This is a genomic window from Micromonospora sp. LOL_023 (assembly GCF_048060115.1).
In the GTDB taxonomy this organism is placed as follows: domain Bacteria; phylum Actinomycetota; class Actinomycetes; order Mycobacteriales; family Micromonosporaceae; genus Micromonospora_E.
In genome coordinates, this window is the sequence record NZ_JBHMIM010000026.1 from 1 (window position 1) to 14671 (window position 14671).

Below are 14671 nucleotides of genomic sequence, written 5' to 3' on the forward strand. Positions count from 1 at the left end.
CGCGAGGCCAGCGCGAGGCCAGCGCGAGGCCAGCGCGAGGCCAGCGCGAGGCCAGCGCGAGGCCAGCGCGAGGCCAGCGCGAAGCCAGCGCGAAGCCAGCGCGAGGCCAGCGCGAGGCCGCCGGCTCAGGTCGTCGGGCGGGCCAGATACCGGCCGGCTGGTTCGGTGGTCACCACCCCGTCGGTCATGATCTGCCGGCCGCGCAGGAACGTGTCGGTGACCTTCGCGGTCAGCTCGAAGCCCTCGAACGGGGTGTACTCCTGGACCGACTCGGAGTCTGCGGCCCGTACCGTCCAGGTGTGGCCGGGGTCGACCAGCGCGATGTCGGCGTCCAGGCCGAGCCGGATGGAGCCCTTGGTGGCACCCAGCCCGTACCGCTGGGCCGGGTTGCCGGCGGTCAGCCGGGCGATCCGGTTCACCGGCAGGCCGCGCCGGCCGCCCTCGCTGACCATCCCTGCCAGCAGGTACTCGGCACCGCCGAACCCCGACTTGGCCAGGAACACGTCGTCGCGGTCGGCACCGAACTTCAGCTCGTCACGGCAGCAGGCATGGTCGCTGACCACCCAGTCGATCTTCCCGTCGAGCAGGTACGACCAGAGCGCCTCGACGTCGTCGCGCGGACGCAGCGGCGGGTTGACCTTGCCACCGAGGCCGTGCGCGCTGTGACAGTCCGCCAGCAGGTGCCCGATGGTCACCTCCCGCCGGAAGTCGATGTGTGGAAAGGTCCCCGCCATCAGCAGCGCCGCCTCGACCGCCTTGCGCGAGCTCAGATGCAGCAGGTTGATCGTAGGTAGACCAGTCTCGTGCGCCAGGTACGCGGCGATGGTCACCGCCAGGCCCTCCGAGTGCGGCGGGCGGGACCGGTGGTACGCCTCCAGACCGCGCAGACTTCCGTCGCCCTCCACCATCCGGGTGTACGCGCTCATGATCTCCGCGGTCTCGCAGTGCAACGACAGCGAGATGGCCTCGGCCCGCTCCGGGTACCGCTGCCGGGCAGCCTCGATACCGCGCATCACGAACTCGAAGTGGGCGTAGTCGTACCGCTCCCCCGGCGGGGTCATCAGGAACGCGCTCTGGTCCTGGCTGCGCCCGTGCAGCCCGTGGCTGCCGTAGAACATGAACACCTTGAACGAGGTGACGCCGTGTTCGCCGACCAGCATCGGGATCTCGTCGATGTGTTCCCGGCTCATCGGCGCCAGGTGGTACGCGTAGTCGACCACCGCCCGGCCGTCGGTGGCTGCCAGCACCTCGGGGAAGAAGTCGGCGTACGGTCCGCCCTTGTTCAGGTAGTACTGCCCGGTCCGCATGTAGGTCAGCGCGGTGGTTACCCCGCCCTGGGCACAGGCCCGACTCTCGCTGTACGCGTCCTCGCCGAGCGGCCGGTAGATGCCCCAGTGCTGATGGGCGTCGACGACACCCGGGAACGCCAGCCGGCCCCGCCCGTCGACGACGCGGGTGCCGGCGGCGGTCCCGTCGACCGTGGCCGCCAGCTCGGGTGCCAGGGCGGCGATCCGGCCGCCGGCGATGCCGATGTCCAGGTCCTGCGGTCGCGGCTGGTCGTCGAGGACCACCCCGACGTTGGTGATGATCAGGTCCAGCTGGCTCATCGCGCCTCTCCTAGCTGCCGGTGGTGAAGGTCGACAACGGCGCCAGCAGCGCCGTGACGTCGTCGGCGGTGTCCAACGCCGCCGCCGCACGGCGGACCGCGTCGGCGGCCTGCGGGGTGAGCCGACCGGCCACGTTGTCGCCGAACTTGCGGGCCAGTTCGTCGTCGCTCAGCGGCCGGCACGGCCCGCCCCGGTTGGCCAGCACCTCCTCGACGAGGGTCGCGCCGTCGCTGGTGCGCAGGGTGACGATCGCCGGAAACTGTTGCGGGTAGATCGCGTCGCAGCGGGCGTCGGGCACCAGGACCACCTTGGCGGTCAACGCCCGGCGGGCCGGGTCCCGGGCGAGTTCGTCGGTGAAGTCGTCCAGGCCGACTCCGAGGCCCCCGCCGCCGAGCAGGCCGGCGACCACCGCGTACGGGCCGCTGAACTGGGCCTGATAGCCGGTGTCCGGGTTGCGTTTGACCTCGATCGGTTCGCCGATGGTGCGGATCACGGCGGCTGGAACGGCCAGCGTGATCGCTTCGACGTCGTCGGGGCGCACGCCACGGGCACGCAGCGCAAGACCGGCGTCGATCGCGGCGTGGGTGAAGTGGTTCGCCGGGTACGGCTTGAAGAAGATGTCCGGCACCGACCATCGCTCACCCAGCCCGCCGGTCACCTCCTCGGGGAAGAACCGGCCGTGCAGCCAGGCCTGGAAGAAGCCGAACCGGCCTTCCAGCACGGTCGGCGGGCCGGTGAAGCCACGGGCGGCCAACTGCGCGGCGGTCACCGCCGCCTGCGCTGCCAGCCCACAGTGCAGCCGTTTGACGGTGCCGCCGGTGCGGTTGGCCTCGATGATCCCGGCAGCCATCGACGCGGTCAGCCCGAGGGTGTGCCGGACCCCGTCGGCGTCGGCGCCGTAGATCAGCGCGGCGGCGACCGCGCCGCCCATCGCCCCGGTGATCGAGGTGGCGTGCTGGCCGTGCTCGAAGTACACCGAGTTGCCGAGTTCCCGGTCGTAGCCGGCCATGCCGAGCCGGACGGCGACCTCCAGGCCGGCGGCGATCGCCCGCGCCGTGCACGGGCCGCTGGCCCCGGAGTGTTCGGCGGCGGCCAGCGCCGCCGGCACGACGGCGGCGCTGGGGTGCAGTACCGACGGCAGGTGGGTGTCGTCGTAGTCGAGGGAGTGCGCCAGTACGCCGTTGGCCAGCGCGGCGTGTGCGGCGCTGGCCTGCCCGCCGGCGCCGATCACGGTGGCCTGCGGACGGCCGCCCTGGTCGCGTACGTGGTCGATGATTGCCGCGCTGGTCGGCAGCCGGTGTGCCGCGACGCAGAGGCCGAGGATGTCCAGCACCCGCTGTCCGACGCTGACGGCCACCTCGCCCGGCACGCCGTCGGTGGCGGCGGTGACCGCGAAGTCGGCTATCCGCTGGGCCAGCGTCGGCTCGACCGCCGGTGTCCGCTGGGCCAGCGGCGACTCGACCGCCGGTGTCCGCTGGGCCAGCGGCGACTCAGCCACCGGTGACCACCGCCAGCGGACGCACCGGGGAGCCGGTGGCACCGAACAAGGCCAGTGGCGCGCAGACGAACAGGAACTCGTGCACCGACTCGCGGGCGAGCTGTTCCAGGTCCATCGTCTCGATGAGGTAGATCCCCCGCTCGACCAGCAGCACCCGGTGGGCCGGCAGCAACGCATGGCCGGCACCGGGGGCGAGGCGTTCGAAGGCGATCGTGTCCGCGCCGGCGGCGTGCACCCGACGGTCGGCGAGCCAGTAGGCGCCCGCCTCACCGACACCGGGGACCCCGTGTTCCTGCCCCATGAATGCCTGCCGGTCGCCGCTGTCGAAGTGCTGCCCCCAGCCGCTGCGCAGCAGCACGACGTCCTCGGGACCGACGTCGACGCCCTGGCCCTCGACGGTTGCGGTCAGGTCGGCGACGGTGATCTCGTAGCCGGCGTCGAGCCGGTCGACGCCGAGCGTGGCCGGTACGTCGAGCAGCACACCACGGCGGACCATCGGCGCGATGGTGTGTACGCCGAGGTCGGCGTAGCGGCCGCCGGTCAACGCCGCCTCGACCGGGACGCCGCCGTACAGCCGCCCGTCGTGTGACACGTGGGCGAGCGCGTCGATGTGGGTGCCGACGTGGGTACCCATCGTGATCATGTCGTTGGCGGCCGATCCGCCGTCGGCGCGCACGACGTCGCCGTGCCGGCGGGGCAGCGAATGCCAATAGGCGGGGTGGTTGGGCGACTGCGGCATCCCGACGGTGAGGCGGCGGCCGAGGTCGATCACCCGCAGGCCGGCGCGGACCGCGTCCAGCAGTGGGGTGGCCGGGGTGCCGGGTAGCGTCGCCGGGCTGGTCAGGGGCATGGCCGCTGGACTGATGTCGGTGGTCATGTCTCCTCGTCGGGTTCGTGGGGTGGACGCTGATCCGGTCCAGGCGGGTCGGATCAGCGCACGACATGGCGGGCTCGCAGATCGGCGAGTTCCTCGGGGGGCACCGCCAGTTCGTCGCCGATCACGCTGTCGGTGTCGGCGCCGATCTCGCGTCCGGTGAACCGGACCCGGCCGGGGGTCTTCGACATGCGCCACAGCACGTTGTGCTGCAGTAGCGGTCCGAGGTCGTCGTCGGGGACGGTCACCAGCATCTCGGTGGCCCGTACGTGCGGGTCCTCGACGATGTCGCGGGCGGTGTAGATCGGGGCGATGGCGGCACCCGCCTCGGTGAACGCGGCGACGACCTCGTCGCGGGTTCGTGCGGCGATCCACCCGCCGACGTAGCCATCGAGCAGGTCGGCGTGCCGGGCACGGGTGTGACCGGCAGCGAACCACGGCTCGTCGATCACCTCGGGGTGGCCGACGAGGCGCATCACCCGTTCGGCGATGGCCTGGGCGCTGGTCGAGACGGCCACCCAGTGCTGGTCACGGGTGCGGTAGGTGTTTCGGGGGGCGTTGTTGACCGACCGGTTGCCATGTCGGGCACCGACCGTGCCGAGTTGCTGGTAGACGCTGGGTCCGGGGCCGACGGCCGTCATGATCGGTTCGAGCAGGTTCAGGTCGATGACCTGGCCCTGACCGCCGTGGCGTTCCCTGGCGAGCAGAGCCATCGACACCGCCGACGAGGCGGCGATGCCGCAGATCGAGTCGGCCAGGCCGAACGCCGGCAGGGTGGGTGGTCCGTCGGGTTGCCCGGTGAGGTGGGCGAAGCCGCTCATCGCCTCGGCCAGGGTGCCGAAGCCTGCGCGGGCCGCGTACGGGCCGGTCTGGCCGAAGCCGGTGATCCGCAGCAGGATCAGGCCGGGGTTGGCCGCGGTGAGCTGATCGGGGCCGAGGCCCCAGCGTTCCAGGGTGCCGGGGCGGAAGTTCTCCACGACCACGTCGGCGGTGGCGGCGAGCCGGCGGAACAGTTCGGCGCCCTCGGGTGCGGACAGGCTGAGCCCGATCGTGCGCTTGTTGCGGGAGATCTCCTTCCACCAGATCGGGGCGCCGGCCTTGGCCGGGCCGTGGCCACGCATGCCGTCCCCGGCCGTCGGGTGCTCGATCTTGATGACGTCGGCACCGAAGTCGCCGAGGATCTGGCAGGCCAGCGGTCCGGCGAGGATCGTCGAGGCGTCGAGCACCCGGATGCCGGCGAGTGGTCCTGCTGGCACGAACACCACCCCTCACTTGTTCCGTTCTACGAAACGGCTTTCCGATCTGACCCTAGATGTTGGCCGATGCCGCCGTCAAAGACCAGTCTTGACGACAGGATGCCGCGTACCTAGTCTCAGCGGAACAGCGTTCCAGGAAGCGGAATCAGGAGGTCAGCGTGGTTTCACGGTCGTACCTCTACGTACCGGGCGACGATCCAGACAAGCTCCGCAAGGCCACCGGACGCGGCGCGGACGCGTTGATCATCGATTTGGAAGACGCTGTTCCACCAAGCGGGAAGCAGCAGGCCCGCAGAATCGTCGCCGACTGGCTCACCGACCGGGAGCTCACCGCGCAACCAGAGATCTGGGTACGGATCAACCCGGGTGCCGCCGGACATCAGGACCTCACCGCGCTGCCCTACCGCGGCCTCGCCGGGGTGATGGTCGCCAAGACCGAGACACGCGACGAACTGATCGCCATCGACGAACTGCTCGCCCGACGGGAACGTGACCAGGGCCTGGCCCTCGGCGCGCTCGCCGTCGTACCGCTGCTGGAGAGCGCCGTCGCAATCCTCGACGCCCGCGACATCGCCCGCGCCCCCCGGGTGGCCCGACTCCAGGTCGGCGAGGCCGACCTGGCCGCCGGGATCGGATTGGACCCGGACGCCGACGGCCGGCAGTGGGCTCCGATCCGCACCCAGATCGTGCTGGTCAGCGCCGCCGCCGGGATAGCCCCACCGGTCGCCCCGGTCGACACCGACTACCGCGACCTGGCCGCACTGGCCGCCTCCACCAGGGAACTGGCCCGGCTCGGCTTCGTCGGCCGAGCCTGCATCCACCCGGCCCAGGTGCCGGTGGTCAACGCGGCCTTCGACCCTGACCCGCTGGCGGTGCGCCGGGCCCGCGAGCTGGTCGACGCGTACCGCGAATCGCTCGCCGCCGGTGCCGGCGTCTTCGTCGGCGCCGACGGCCGGATGGTCGACCTCGCCGTGGTACGGCAGGCCGAACGAACCCTCGAACTCGCCCGGCGGCGCTGACCACAGCACCGCCACAGCAGCAGTACGTCGACCGGGCCACCGGCTGAAGGAGGCAGATTGTGCGACCACACGTCGAGCTGATCCAAGAGGACGACTACGTCTGGCACGCCGCCGAGCTGCCGGGCGGCGAAGGGCGGGCCAGCGAACGCCGGCTCTCCGTCGACGAGGAGGACGGCTCGTCCTCACTACGGCTCGACTTCCACACCGACTGGGGTCGCGGACCCGGCATCCATCACGCCAACACCGAGTTCTACGTGCTCGACGGCGCGTTGACCTACGGCGGACGCACCATCGGCCAAGGCGGCTACCTCTACCTGCCCCGAGGCGTGCCGACCGAGTCGGTGCGGTTCACCGAGGGCAGCCGGGTGCTGCACTACCGGGAGTACGGCGACGCCGGCTTCGACCCGGTCGACTCGCCGGCCGCGCCCCGCTGGACCGACGCCCGCGAGGACGTGATCGTCATCGACTCGGCGGCGATGAACTTCGACGCGGTGCCCAACCCGGGGCCGATGCCCGGGCTGTTCATCAAGTACCTGCACGTCGACCCGATCACCGGTTTCTACACCCGGCTGGTCTACGCCGAGGAGGGCTGGTCCGACCACCGGCTCGCCCACCACCCCTGCTATGAGGAGGCATACACCACCCAGGGGCACATGGAGTACAACTTCGGCACCCTCGACCTGGGCACGTACTTCTTCCGCCCGGCGCGGGTCAAGCACGGCCACTTCACCTCGATGGAGGGCGGCGCGACCTGGCTGCTGCGCTCCGACGGGGAACTGTTCAACTGGTACACCCAGAACGAGTGGGTCCGGTGGGGCGGCGAGGCCCTCAACTACGGGCCCGGCCCCGAGGGCCAGCCGCTGCGCTGGTCGCAGTCCAGCCACGACCTCGCCCAGCCCTGGCGTACCGGCCCGGACCTGGATCGGCTCCAGCAGGCCTGGAAGTTCCAGCACGAGCAGGGCGCGCCGGACGATCACTTCGTGCCGCACGGCCTGGGCATCGACCCGTCGCTGATGGCCATCGCCAAGGCCATCGACGCGGCCAACCTGCAAGGCGGCCACGGGCCGGACCACAGCCACAGCCACAGCCACGACGGTGGTCATGGACACGACAGCGGCCACGACCACCATCCGGTGCCGCCGGCGATGGACTGGGGGGCTCAGCCGGGCAGCCTGGCGCACGCCGACGAGCGCACCTGGGCGCACGCGCACAACTGGGGCGCTGGACGTACCTGGTCGGCCGGCGACCCGGTCCCCGGACCGATCCTGTCCAGCCTGCCGGTCCGCAGCCGCTCCCGCGGCCGCTGGGACGGCGACGGGATGTGATCTGGTGATACACCTCGTCTACCGCATGAAGCTCTCCGCCCGGGCCCGGCAGAACATGCCCGGATTCTGGTCCTGGTTGGAGCAACGGGAGCGGTTCTTCTACGACGACCTGCCCATGGTGGAATCGGTCAACTGGTATTACAGCGTCATTGGCGACGTATACGTGATTGAGAACTGGGCCGCATTCCGCGACGAGGCCGCCTGGGGAGAATACCGGGCAGCGCTGGCCACCTTGAAGAGCGACAAGACATGGGAGACGGAACGGGTCAGCCAGGACGAGTGGTGGGAATTCCTGGACACCCGCATCGTCACCGACCCGCCAGTCGACGTCGGTTTCAGCCGTCGACACTGAATCAGCTCGATCAAATTCCTCACCCTTCCGCTGGTGAAAATAATCGACAGGAGTTCTGCGATGATTCAGGTTCGACTCGCCGCGAGTCGGCGACGCCCCCGGAGGCGCTCAGGTCGTGACGCCGCCATACTGGCCGCGCTGACCGCTGGCAGCATCGCCCTCGCCGCCTGCGGCTCCGGCGGTGAAACGACCGAAGCCGCCGAAGAGATCACCACGTTGCGCATCGACGTGCTCTCCGAGCCGAGCACCCTGGACCCGCTCTCGCTCAACGACACCCCCGCGCAGCGCGTCTACCGCATGGTCTACGACAGCCTCTTCGACTGGAACGAACAGACCACCGAGGTCGAGCCGCAGCTCGCCGACGCGCTGCCCGAGGTCAGCGCCGACGGCCTGACCTACACGGTGCCGCTACGCGACGACGTCACCTGGCACAGCGGTGAGACGTTCACCGCCGATGACGTGCTGTTCACCTTCGAGCAGGTCCGCGACACCGACAACTCCTCGGTCTGGGCCTCCGCCGTCAGCGCCGTAGCCGACGTCGCCAAGACAGACGACCAGACGGTCACGTTCACCCTGAACAACCCGTACACCTACTTCCCCGAGAAGCTCGCGATGGTCCCGATCGTCTCGGCCGCCGCCGGTTACCAGCCCAACGACAACCTGTCGCGTGACATGGTCGGCACCGGGCCGTTCTCGTTCGAGAACTGGCAGGCCGGCGAGCAGATTCGGCTGGTTCGCAACGAGACCTACTACGGCGGCGCACCGGCGCTGGAGGCGATCGAGTTCCACGTCGTGCCGGAGGACACCACCCGGGTGGCGAACCTGCGCAACGGCACCAGTCACATCGCGCCGGAGTTGGCCCCCGCACTGCTCGACCTGGTCCGCGATTCCGGCCAGCAGGCCGAGGTCGCCGCCGGCAACGTCACTCGGGTCTACCTCTACCCGAACATGCAGGACGGCCGGCCGACCGCCGACGCCGAAGTGCGTCAGGCCATCGCCTGGGCCGTCGACCGCAAGGCGATCATCGACACCGTCTACGACGGCGCCGCCCGGTCGGCCTCCACCTACCTGTCCTACGGATCGCGCTACCACGTCGAGGAACTCGGCGACTTCTACGGTGACGGCGGCGACACCACGCAGGCACAGAGCCACCTCGACGAGGCCACCACCGCCCCGGCCGAGCCGCTCAACTTCGTGGTCAACAACCTGCCGGCGCTGGTCGACGCGGCGGCGATCATCCAGCAGAGCCTGGCGGCGGCCGGCATCCAGGTGGAGATCGAGCCGATGGACTTCGGTGCCATGGTGCCCCGGCTACTCGACCAGGAGTACGACCTGCTGCTCACCACGGCCCCGGTCAGTGTCACCGCCGGTTTCGCTCCCGACTACCCGGCGATCGGCCTGCACTCGGAGTCCGTACCGAACTGGAACCGGTTCACCGACCCGCAGATGGACGAACTGCTCACCGCCGCCCAGCGGGCACCGGCCGGCGACGAATCCGCCGCAGCGTGGCGTGCCGTGCAGGAGTACGACCTGGTCACCCTGGGACAGATCCAGCTGGTCAGCGCCCAGTACACCGAAGGCTTCAGCAAGGACCTGACCGGCTACACCCCGTCAAACCTGGCCTGGCTGCACAACGTACCGACCATCGGCACCGACTGACCGACCGCCCGGACGTGTGGTGGGTCCACCGCCCGCCGACGGCGGACCCACCCACATCGACGGCGCCACCGGCACCTCGACCCGGACCGGGCGATCGGCACCAGCAGCGACGAGAGGGAATCCGATGCCAGCAGAACTCGGGACGATCTTCTACTACCCCCGGCACCGGGGCCCCCGGGACCTGGTGCGGATCAGCGGCGAGCTCGCCGGCGGGCCGTTCGACCACATCTTCCTCACCGAGACCTACAGCGAGATCTTCTCCACCGCCGCCGCGTTGACCAGTGTCCTCGGCCCGGACATCACCCTCGGTACGGCGGTGTCCAACATCTACTTCCACCACCCGTACGAGATGGCGATGGCGGTGGCCAACCTCGCCGACCTGACCGACGGACGGTTCGTGCTCGGTCTCGGCACCGGCCACCAGGAGGTCAACGTCACCGGCCTGGGAATGGACATGGACCGGCCGTTGACCTACATGCGGCACTACGTCGAGGCACTGCGCGCCTGCCTGACCTCCGGCGGAGCACCGATCCAGGTCCGCAACCCCAGCTTCCAGGTGACCGGGCTACCGCTGCCCTGGGGGCACCGGGAAGCAGCCCGGGTGCCGATCATCCTCGGCGCGCTCGGCGACCCGATGTGCAAGCTGGCCGGCGCGGCCACCGACGGCGTGGTACTCAGCCACGCGTCGGCCTCCCGGGCCACCGCCGTCGCCGCGACGCTCGCCGCGCAGCGGCCGCCGGGAGCCGACAAGGCCACCGTCTACGCCATCGTCAACGTGATCGTCGACGAGTCCCGGGACCGGGCCCGCGAGATCATCCGGCCGTTCGTGTCGCGCTACACCCGCTTCCCCTTCTACCGGGCGCTCTACCAGGCCAGCGGGGTGGAGATCCTGCCCGACGGCAGCATCAGCGACGCCGGTGTCGACCAGGTCGCCATCGCCGGCCCCCGGTCCTACGTACGGGAACGGGTCGCCGCCCTGCGCGAAGCCGGCGTCGACGTACCGATCCTCTCCCCCGCCGCGGTGCTCGACCCGCAGGGTGACGCCGAACCGGCCCGGGTCTACGCCGAGTTCGCGGCCGACGTCACCGGCTGACCCGGCAGCCGACAGGAAGGTGGTGACCAGATGCTCAGACTGATCGGCGCACGACTGGCCGTGTCGGTACCGGTGCTGCTGATGGTGAGCATGCTCTCCTTCGGGCTGCTGCGGCTGGCACCCGGCGACCCGGCCCGGCTGCGGGTCGGACTGGAAGCCACCCCGGAAGCCGTCGAGGCGATGCGTCAGACACTCGGACTCGACCGCAACGTCGTCGTGCAGTACCTCTCCTGGCTCGGTGACCTGCTCCGCGGCGACCTCGGCACCAGCTACGCCTCCGGGGCCCCGGTCACCGAACTGATCGCCAACCGGCTGCCGGTCACCGCGCAGATAGCCCTGGTCGCGCTGGCACTGACCATCGCGATCGGCATCCCGCTCGGCGTCGCCGCCGCCGTCTGGCGCAACAGCATCGTCGACCACGCCGTACGGGCCATCTCGCTGATCGGCATGTCGGTACCGGGCTTCGTGATCGGCATCGGCTTCGTGCTGCTGTTCGGCTGGTACCTGACCAACGCCATGCCGTACAGCGGATTCGTCCGCTTCACCGACGACCCGGTGGCGAGCCTGCGGCACAGTCTGCTGCCCGCGTTCGCGCTGGCCGCCCCGCCGATCGCCCTGGTCGCCCGGATGTCGCGGGCCAGCCTGATCGAGGTGCTCAGCCAGGACTACATCGCCGCGGCCCGCGCCTACGGGGTCAGCGGCCTGGTGGTCACCTGGTTCGACGCGCTACGCAACGCGCTGCTGCCGGTCGTCACCGTCCTCGGGGTGATCGCCGGTTCACTGCTCGGTGGTTCGGTCGTGGTGGAGACCGTCTTCGGCATCCCCGGCCTCGGCAGCCTGCTGATCGACTCGTTCGACAGCCGCGACTACCCGATCGTGATCGGCGTGCTGCTCTTCGTCGCGACCGTGTTCGTGCTGATCAACCTGGCGATCGACCTGCTGTACGGAGTGCTCAACCCACGTATCCGGGCCGGCTACGAAGGCGGTGGCCAGTGACCAGCACACCGATCCAGGCAACCCCGGCACCGCCACCGCCACCGCCCACGCGGCGGACGACCCGCCGTACGCTGTCCGGGGCAGTCCGGTCCCGGGCCGGCTTCCGGCTGCTGGCCGCGATCGGCCGGCGCCCGCTCGGCGTCTTCTCCCTGGCCGTGGTGGCGTTGCTGCTGCTGGTCGCGGCAGTCGGCGGGTACCTGGCACCACATCCGGCCGACTCGATGCCCGGAGGTGCGCTGCAGCCGCCGTCCGGCGAGTACTGGATGGGCACCGACCAGTTCGGTCGGGACGTGTTCAGCCGGTTCCTGGCCGGCGCCCGCGTCTCCCTGGTGATCGCGATCGTCTCGGTGACCATCGCCGCGCTCGCCGGAGCCGCCCTCGGGTTGCTCGCCGCGCTATGGGCCGGCAACATCGGCGGCGGCCTGATCATGCGGGCGATGGACGTGATCCTCGCCTTCCCGCTGCTGGTCCTGGTGCCGGTGGTCACCACGATCGTCGGTGCCCGGCTGGCCAGCACCAACAAGACACTGCTGATCTCCAGCATGATCGGGTTGGTCTTCATCCCGCTGTTCGCCCGGGTGGCTCGGGCCAGCGTGCTCGCCGAACTGCGGGAGAGCTACATCGAGGCCGCCCGGGCCTACGGCACCCCACGCTGGACCATCCTGCTGCGCCACGTGGTGCCGAACATCAGCGCACCGCTGATCGTGCAGGCTGCCTTCGCGGTGGCGATCGCCGTGGAGATCGAAGCGGCGATCTCCTTCCTCGGCCTCGGCGTGCAGCCGCCGGACGCCAGCTGGGGCACCATCCTGCACGACGCACGCCGCTTCATCACCCTCGGCGCCTGGTGGCTGGCGGCGTTCCCGTGCCTGGGCATCGCGGTCACCGCGCTCTCCTTCAATGTGCTGGCGGACGTCGCCAGGGACGAACTCGACCCGCGCAGCCGGCGGGCAGCCAAGTGACCGAACCGACGATCAGGGGCAGATGGCGATGAAGGCGTGGCGGTTGCACCGGAGCAGGGCCGACCGACTGGAGTTCGATGACGTGCCGGTGCCCGAGCCGGCCGCCGGCGAGGTGCTGGTGGAGATCCACGCGATCGGGCTGAACAGTTCCGAGATGCAGCTCGTTCGGGGCGACTGGGAAGGCCCCGACCTGAAACGGCCGTACCCGATGATTCCCGGGATCGAAGCGGCCGGAGTCATCGTGGCCGCCGGCCCCGGTGCCCCCACGCACCGCGTCGGCGAACGGGTCACCGTGCACTACCGCTGGGCGTGCGGCGACTGCGACGAGTGTGTCGGCGGCAACGAGAACACCTGCCAGGTCGCCGCCGCACCGGACGCGCCGAAGTTCGGCCGGACCATCGACGGCGCCTACGCCGAGTACGCCCGGGTGCCGGCCGGCTTCGCGGTGCGCATCCCGGACCAGGTGTCGTACGCCGACGCGGCCGCGATGACCGTCTCCGGCGGCACCGCCTGGCACATGGCGGTCGTCCGGGGTCAGCTACGGCCGAACGAGACGGTGCTGGTCACCGGCGGGTCCAGCGGGGTCGGCTCGATGCTCGTACAGATCGCCAAACTGGCCGGCACCCGGGTCGCGGCCACCGCCGGCGGGCCGGACAAGGCCCGCAGACTACGTGAGCTCGGCGTCGAGCTGGTGCTGGACCACCGCGCCGACGACGACTGGTCGGCCAGCTTCGCGCAGCTGTCCGACGGCGCCGGCATCGACTGCGTGCTGGACATCTCCGGGGCAGGGACCTGGCCACGGTTCATGGGATCGATGCGCCACCACGGGCGGATCATCGTCGGCGGCTACATGTCCGGTGACCGGGGCGACTTCGACCTCAAGGAGTCGACGATCCGGGAGATCGCCATCGCCGGGGCGTCCAGCTGGACCCGCAGGTCGGTGCGCGACGTGCTCGGGCTGGCCGCCCACGGCGACCTGCGGCCGGTCGTCGGCGCCACCCTCCCGTTGCGCGAACTGCCCGACGGGCTGCGGATGCTGCGCGATCGCACCGCGTACGGCAACCTCGTCGTCCAGGTCAGGTGAGCGTGGTGCCGATGGCGGCTGCGGTCAGCGAGGTCAGGTACGTCAACCTGGGTGTCCGGGACCTGGCCGCCTCGATCGCGTTCTACACCCGCGCCTTCGGTTACCAGGTGCTGCACACCGCCGACGACGACGGCACCGGCACCGCCCGGCTGTGGGGGTCGGCCGAGGCGTGCCCGGCGTCGGTTGCCGTGCTCGGCCCGTCCGGGGCCACCTCGGGACTGCTGCGGCTGTCCGGCTGGGCCGCGCCTGCCGGCCCGGCCCGCACCGGCGACAACCGGCGCGACCACGGCCACTATGCGTTGAACCTGCGGGTCGACCGAATCGACGAGGTACGCCACCGGATCCAGGACGACGCCGCTCTGGTGCTGTCCGAGCCCCGCCGCTGGAGCATCACCCCGGAGATCACCGTCTGGGACTCGTTGTCGCACGACCCGGACGGCACGGTGCTGGACGTGTTCGAGATCGTCGAGGACGCCACCGGGTTCTCCGGCCCCGGTGGCGGCCCGCACCGGGTGCAGACGGTCGCCGTGCACGTACCGGACGCGCAGGCCGCCTCGGACTGCTACACCGCCCTCGGGCTGCGGGTCTGGTTCGACAGGACGATCGCCGGCATGGCCGAGTTCTTCCACGTGCCGGGCGGTGTACGGCTGCGCGACGTCAACCTGTACGCGCCGGGACACGGCGACGGCGGCCGGGTGGAGATCGTGCAGTACATCGGCCTGACCGGCGCGTTCACCGATGCCGCCCCGCCGCGTACCGGCATCAACTCGATCACCTTCGAGGTCGACGACCTCGACGCCGCCACTGCGGCGCTGTGCCGGGCCGGTGGCCGCCCGGTGGCCGACGAGACGCCGGTCGAGCTGCCGGTGCACGGTCCGGCCCGCAGCCGGCTGTTGCTGGGCACCGGTGGCGAGGCGATCGAACTGTTCGTCCGGACAGGTGGCTGACC

Annotated in this window: 13 protein-coding genes; 9 read left to right on the forward strand and 4 right to left on the reverse strand. The window is 70.8% G+C overall.

What is annotated here, in order from left to right; all coding sequences use genetic code 11:
• Positions 1-125: 125 nt before the first annotated feature.
• The 4 genes from ACFHVL_RS15740 to ACFHVL_RS15755 are packed head-to-tail and all read right to left on the reverse strand — an operon-like array spanning position 126 to position 5235.
• Positions 126-1607, reverse strand: a complete 1482-nt coding sequence (locus ACFHVL_RS15740) for a dihydroorotase (protein WP_416628627.1) — start codon at positions 1605-1607, stop codon at positions 126-128.
• A gap of 10 nt (positions 1608-1617) precedes the next feature.
• Positions 1618-3105: an MmgE/PrpD family protein gene (locus ACFHVL_RS15745; RefSeq protein ID WP_416628628.1), complete on the reverse strand. Its 1488-nt coding sequence runs from the start codon at positions 3103-3105 to the stop codon at positions 1618-1620.
• Positions 3098-3982: a cyclase family protein gene (locus ACFHVL_RS15750; RefSeq protein ID WP_416628630.1), complete on the reverse strand. Its 885-nt coding sequence runs from the start codon at positions 3980-3982 to the stop codon at positions 3098-3100. The genes ACFHVL_RS15745 and ACFHVL_RS15750 overlap by 8 nt, the downstream gene beginning before the upstream one ends.
• 53 nt (positions 3983-4035) lie before the next feature.
• The gene (locus tag ACFHVL_RS15755; RefSeq protein ID WP_416628632.1) at positions 4036-5235 is read right to left on the reverse strand and encodes a CaiB/BaiF CoA transferase family protein; all 1200 of its coding nucleotides are present in this window, start codon (positions 5233-5235) and stop codon (positions 4036-4038) included.
• A gap of 158 nt (positions 5236-5393) precedes the next feature.
• Here ACFHVL_RS15755 and ACFHVL_RS15760 point away from each other — a divergent pair, with 158 nt between their 5' ends.
• The 9 genes from ACFHVL_RS15760 to ACFHVL_RS15800 all read left to right on the forward strand — a co-directional run bounded on the left by ACFHVL_RS15760 (position 5394) and on the right by ACFHVL_RS15800 (position 14669).
• Positions 5394-6254: an HpcH/HpaI aldolase/citrate lyase family protein gene (locus ACFHVL_RS15760; RefSeq protein WP_416628634.1), complete on the forward strand. Its 861-nt coding sequence runs from the start codon at positions 5394-5396 to the stop codon at positions 6252-6254.
• A gap of 59 nt (positions 6255-6313) precedes the next feature.
• Positions 6314-7579: a DUF4437 domain-containing protein gene (locus ACFHVL_RS15765; RefSeq protein WP_416628636.1), complete on the forward strand. Its 1266-nt coding sequence runs from the start codon at positions 6314-6316 to the stop codon at positions 7577-7579.
• A 25-nt stretch (positions 7580-7604) separates the two neighbouring features.
• A complete protein-coding gene (locus ACFHVL_RS15770) occupies positions 7605-7931 on the forward strand; it encodes a hypothetical protein (protein WP_416628637.1) in 327 nt (108 codons plus the stop codon).
• A gap of 60 nt (positions 7932-7991) precedes the next feature.
• Entirely contained in the window at positions 7992-9590 is a 1599-nt protein-coding gene (locus tag ACFHVL_RS15775; protein ID WP_416628638.1) for an ABC transporter substrate-binding protein, read from the forward strand.
• Positions 9591-9714: 124 nt separating this feature from the next.
• Positions 9715-10683, forward strand: a complete 969-nt coding sequence (locus tag ACFHVL_RS15780; RefSeq protein ID WP_416628639.1) for an LLM class flavin-dependent oxidoreductase — start codon at positions 9715-9717, stop codon at positions 10681-10683.
• A gap of 30 nt (positions 10684-10713) precedes the next feature.
• Positions 10714-11679 (forward strand): ABC transporter permease, encoded by a 966-nt coding sequence (locus ACFHVL_RS15785; RefSeq protein ID WP_416628640.1) that lies wholly within the window; start codon positions 10714-10716, stop codon positions 11677-11679.
• On the forward strand, positions 11676-12638 hold the full coding sequence (locus ACFHVL_RS15790) for an ABC transporter permease (protein WP_416628641.1): 963 nt from the start codon (positions 11676-11678) through the stop codon (positions 12636-12638). The genes ACFHVL_RS15785 and ACFHVL_RS15790 overlap by 4 nt, the downstream gene beginning before the upstream one ends.
• A 22-nt stretch (positions 12639-12660) precedes the next feature.
• Entirely contained in the window at positions 12661-13722 is a 1062-nt protein-coding gene (locus ACFHVL_RS15795; protein WP_416628642.1) for a quinone oxidoreductase family protein, read from the forward strand.
• An 11-nt stretch (positions 13723-13733) separates the two neighbouring features.
• Positions 13734-14669 carry a VOC family protein gene (locus ACFHVL_RS15800; RefSeq protein WP_416628718.1) on the forward strand — a complete coding sequence of 312 codons (936 nt, stop codon included), beginning with the start codon at positions 13734-13736 and terminating at the stop codon, positions 14667-14669.
• The last annotated feature ends 2 nt before the right edge of the window (positions 14670-14671 follow it).

What these genes read in the sequence shown, in the direction of transcription:
- ACFHVL_RS15740 (WP_416628627.1), bottom strand. Translation starts at nt 1,607, where the DNA reads ATGAGCCAGCTGGACCTGATCATCACCAACGTCGGGGTGGTCCTCGAC.
- ACFHVL_RS15750 (WP_416628630.1), bottom strand. Translation starts at nt 3,982, where the DNA reads ATGACCACCGACATCAGTCCAGCGGCCATGCCCCTGACCAGCCCGGCG.
- ACFHVL_RS15770 (WP_416628637.1), top strand. Translation starts at nt 7,605, where the DNA reads ATGAAGCTCTCCGCCCGGGCCCGGCAGAACATGCCCGGATTCTGGTCC.
- ACFHVL_RS15775 (WP_416628638.1), top strand. Translation starts at nt 7,992, where the DNA reads ATGATTCAGGTTCGACTCGCCGCGAGTCGGCGACGCCCCCGGAGGCGC.
- ACFHVL_RS15780 (WP_416628639.1), top strand. Translation starts at nt 9,715, where the DNA reads ATGCCAGCAGAACTCGGGACGATCTTCTACTACCCCCGGCACCGGGGC.
- ACFHVL_RS15785 (WP_416628640.1), top strand. Translation starts at nt 10,714, where the DNA reads ATGCTCAGACTGATCGGCGCACGACTGGCCGTGTCGGTACCGGTGCTG.
- ACFHVL_RS15795 (WP_416628642.1), top strand. Translation starts at nt 12,661, where the DNA reads ATGGCGATGAAGGCGTGGCGGTTGCACCGGAGCAGGGCCGACCGACTG.
- ACFHVL_RS15800 (WP_416628718.1), top strand. Translation starts at nt 13,734, where the DNA reads ATGGCGGCTGCGGTCAGCGAGGTCAGGTACGTCAACCTGGGTGTCCGG.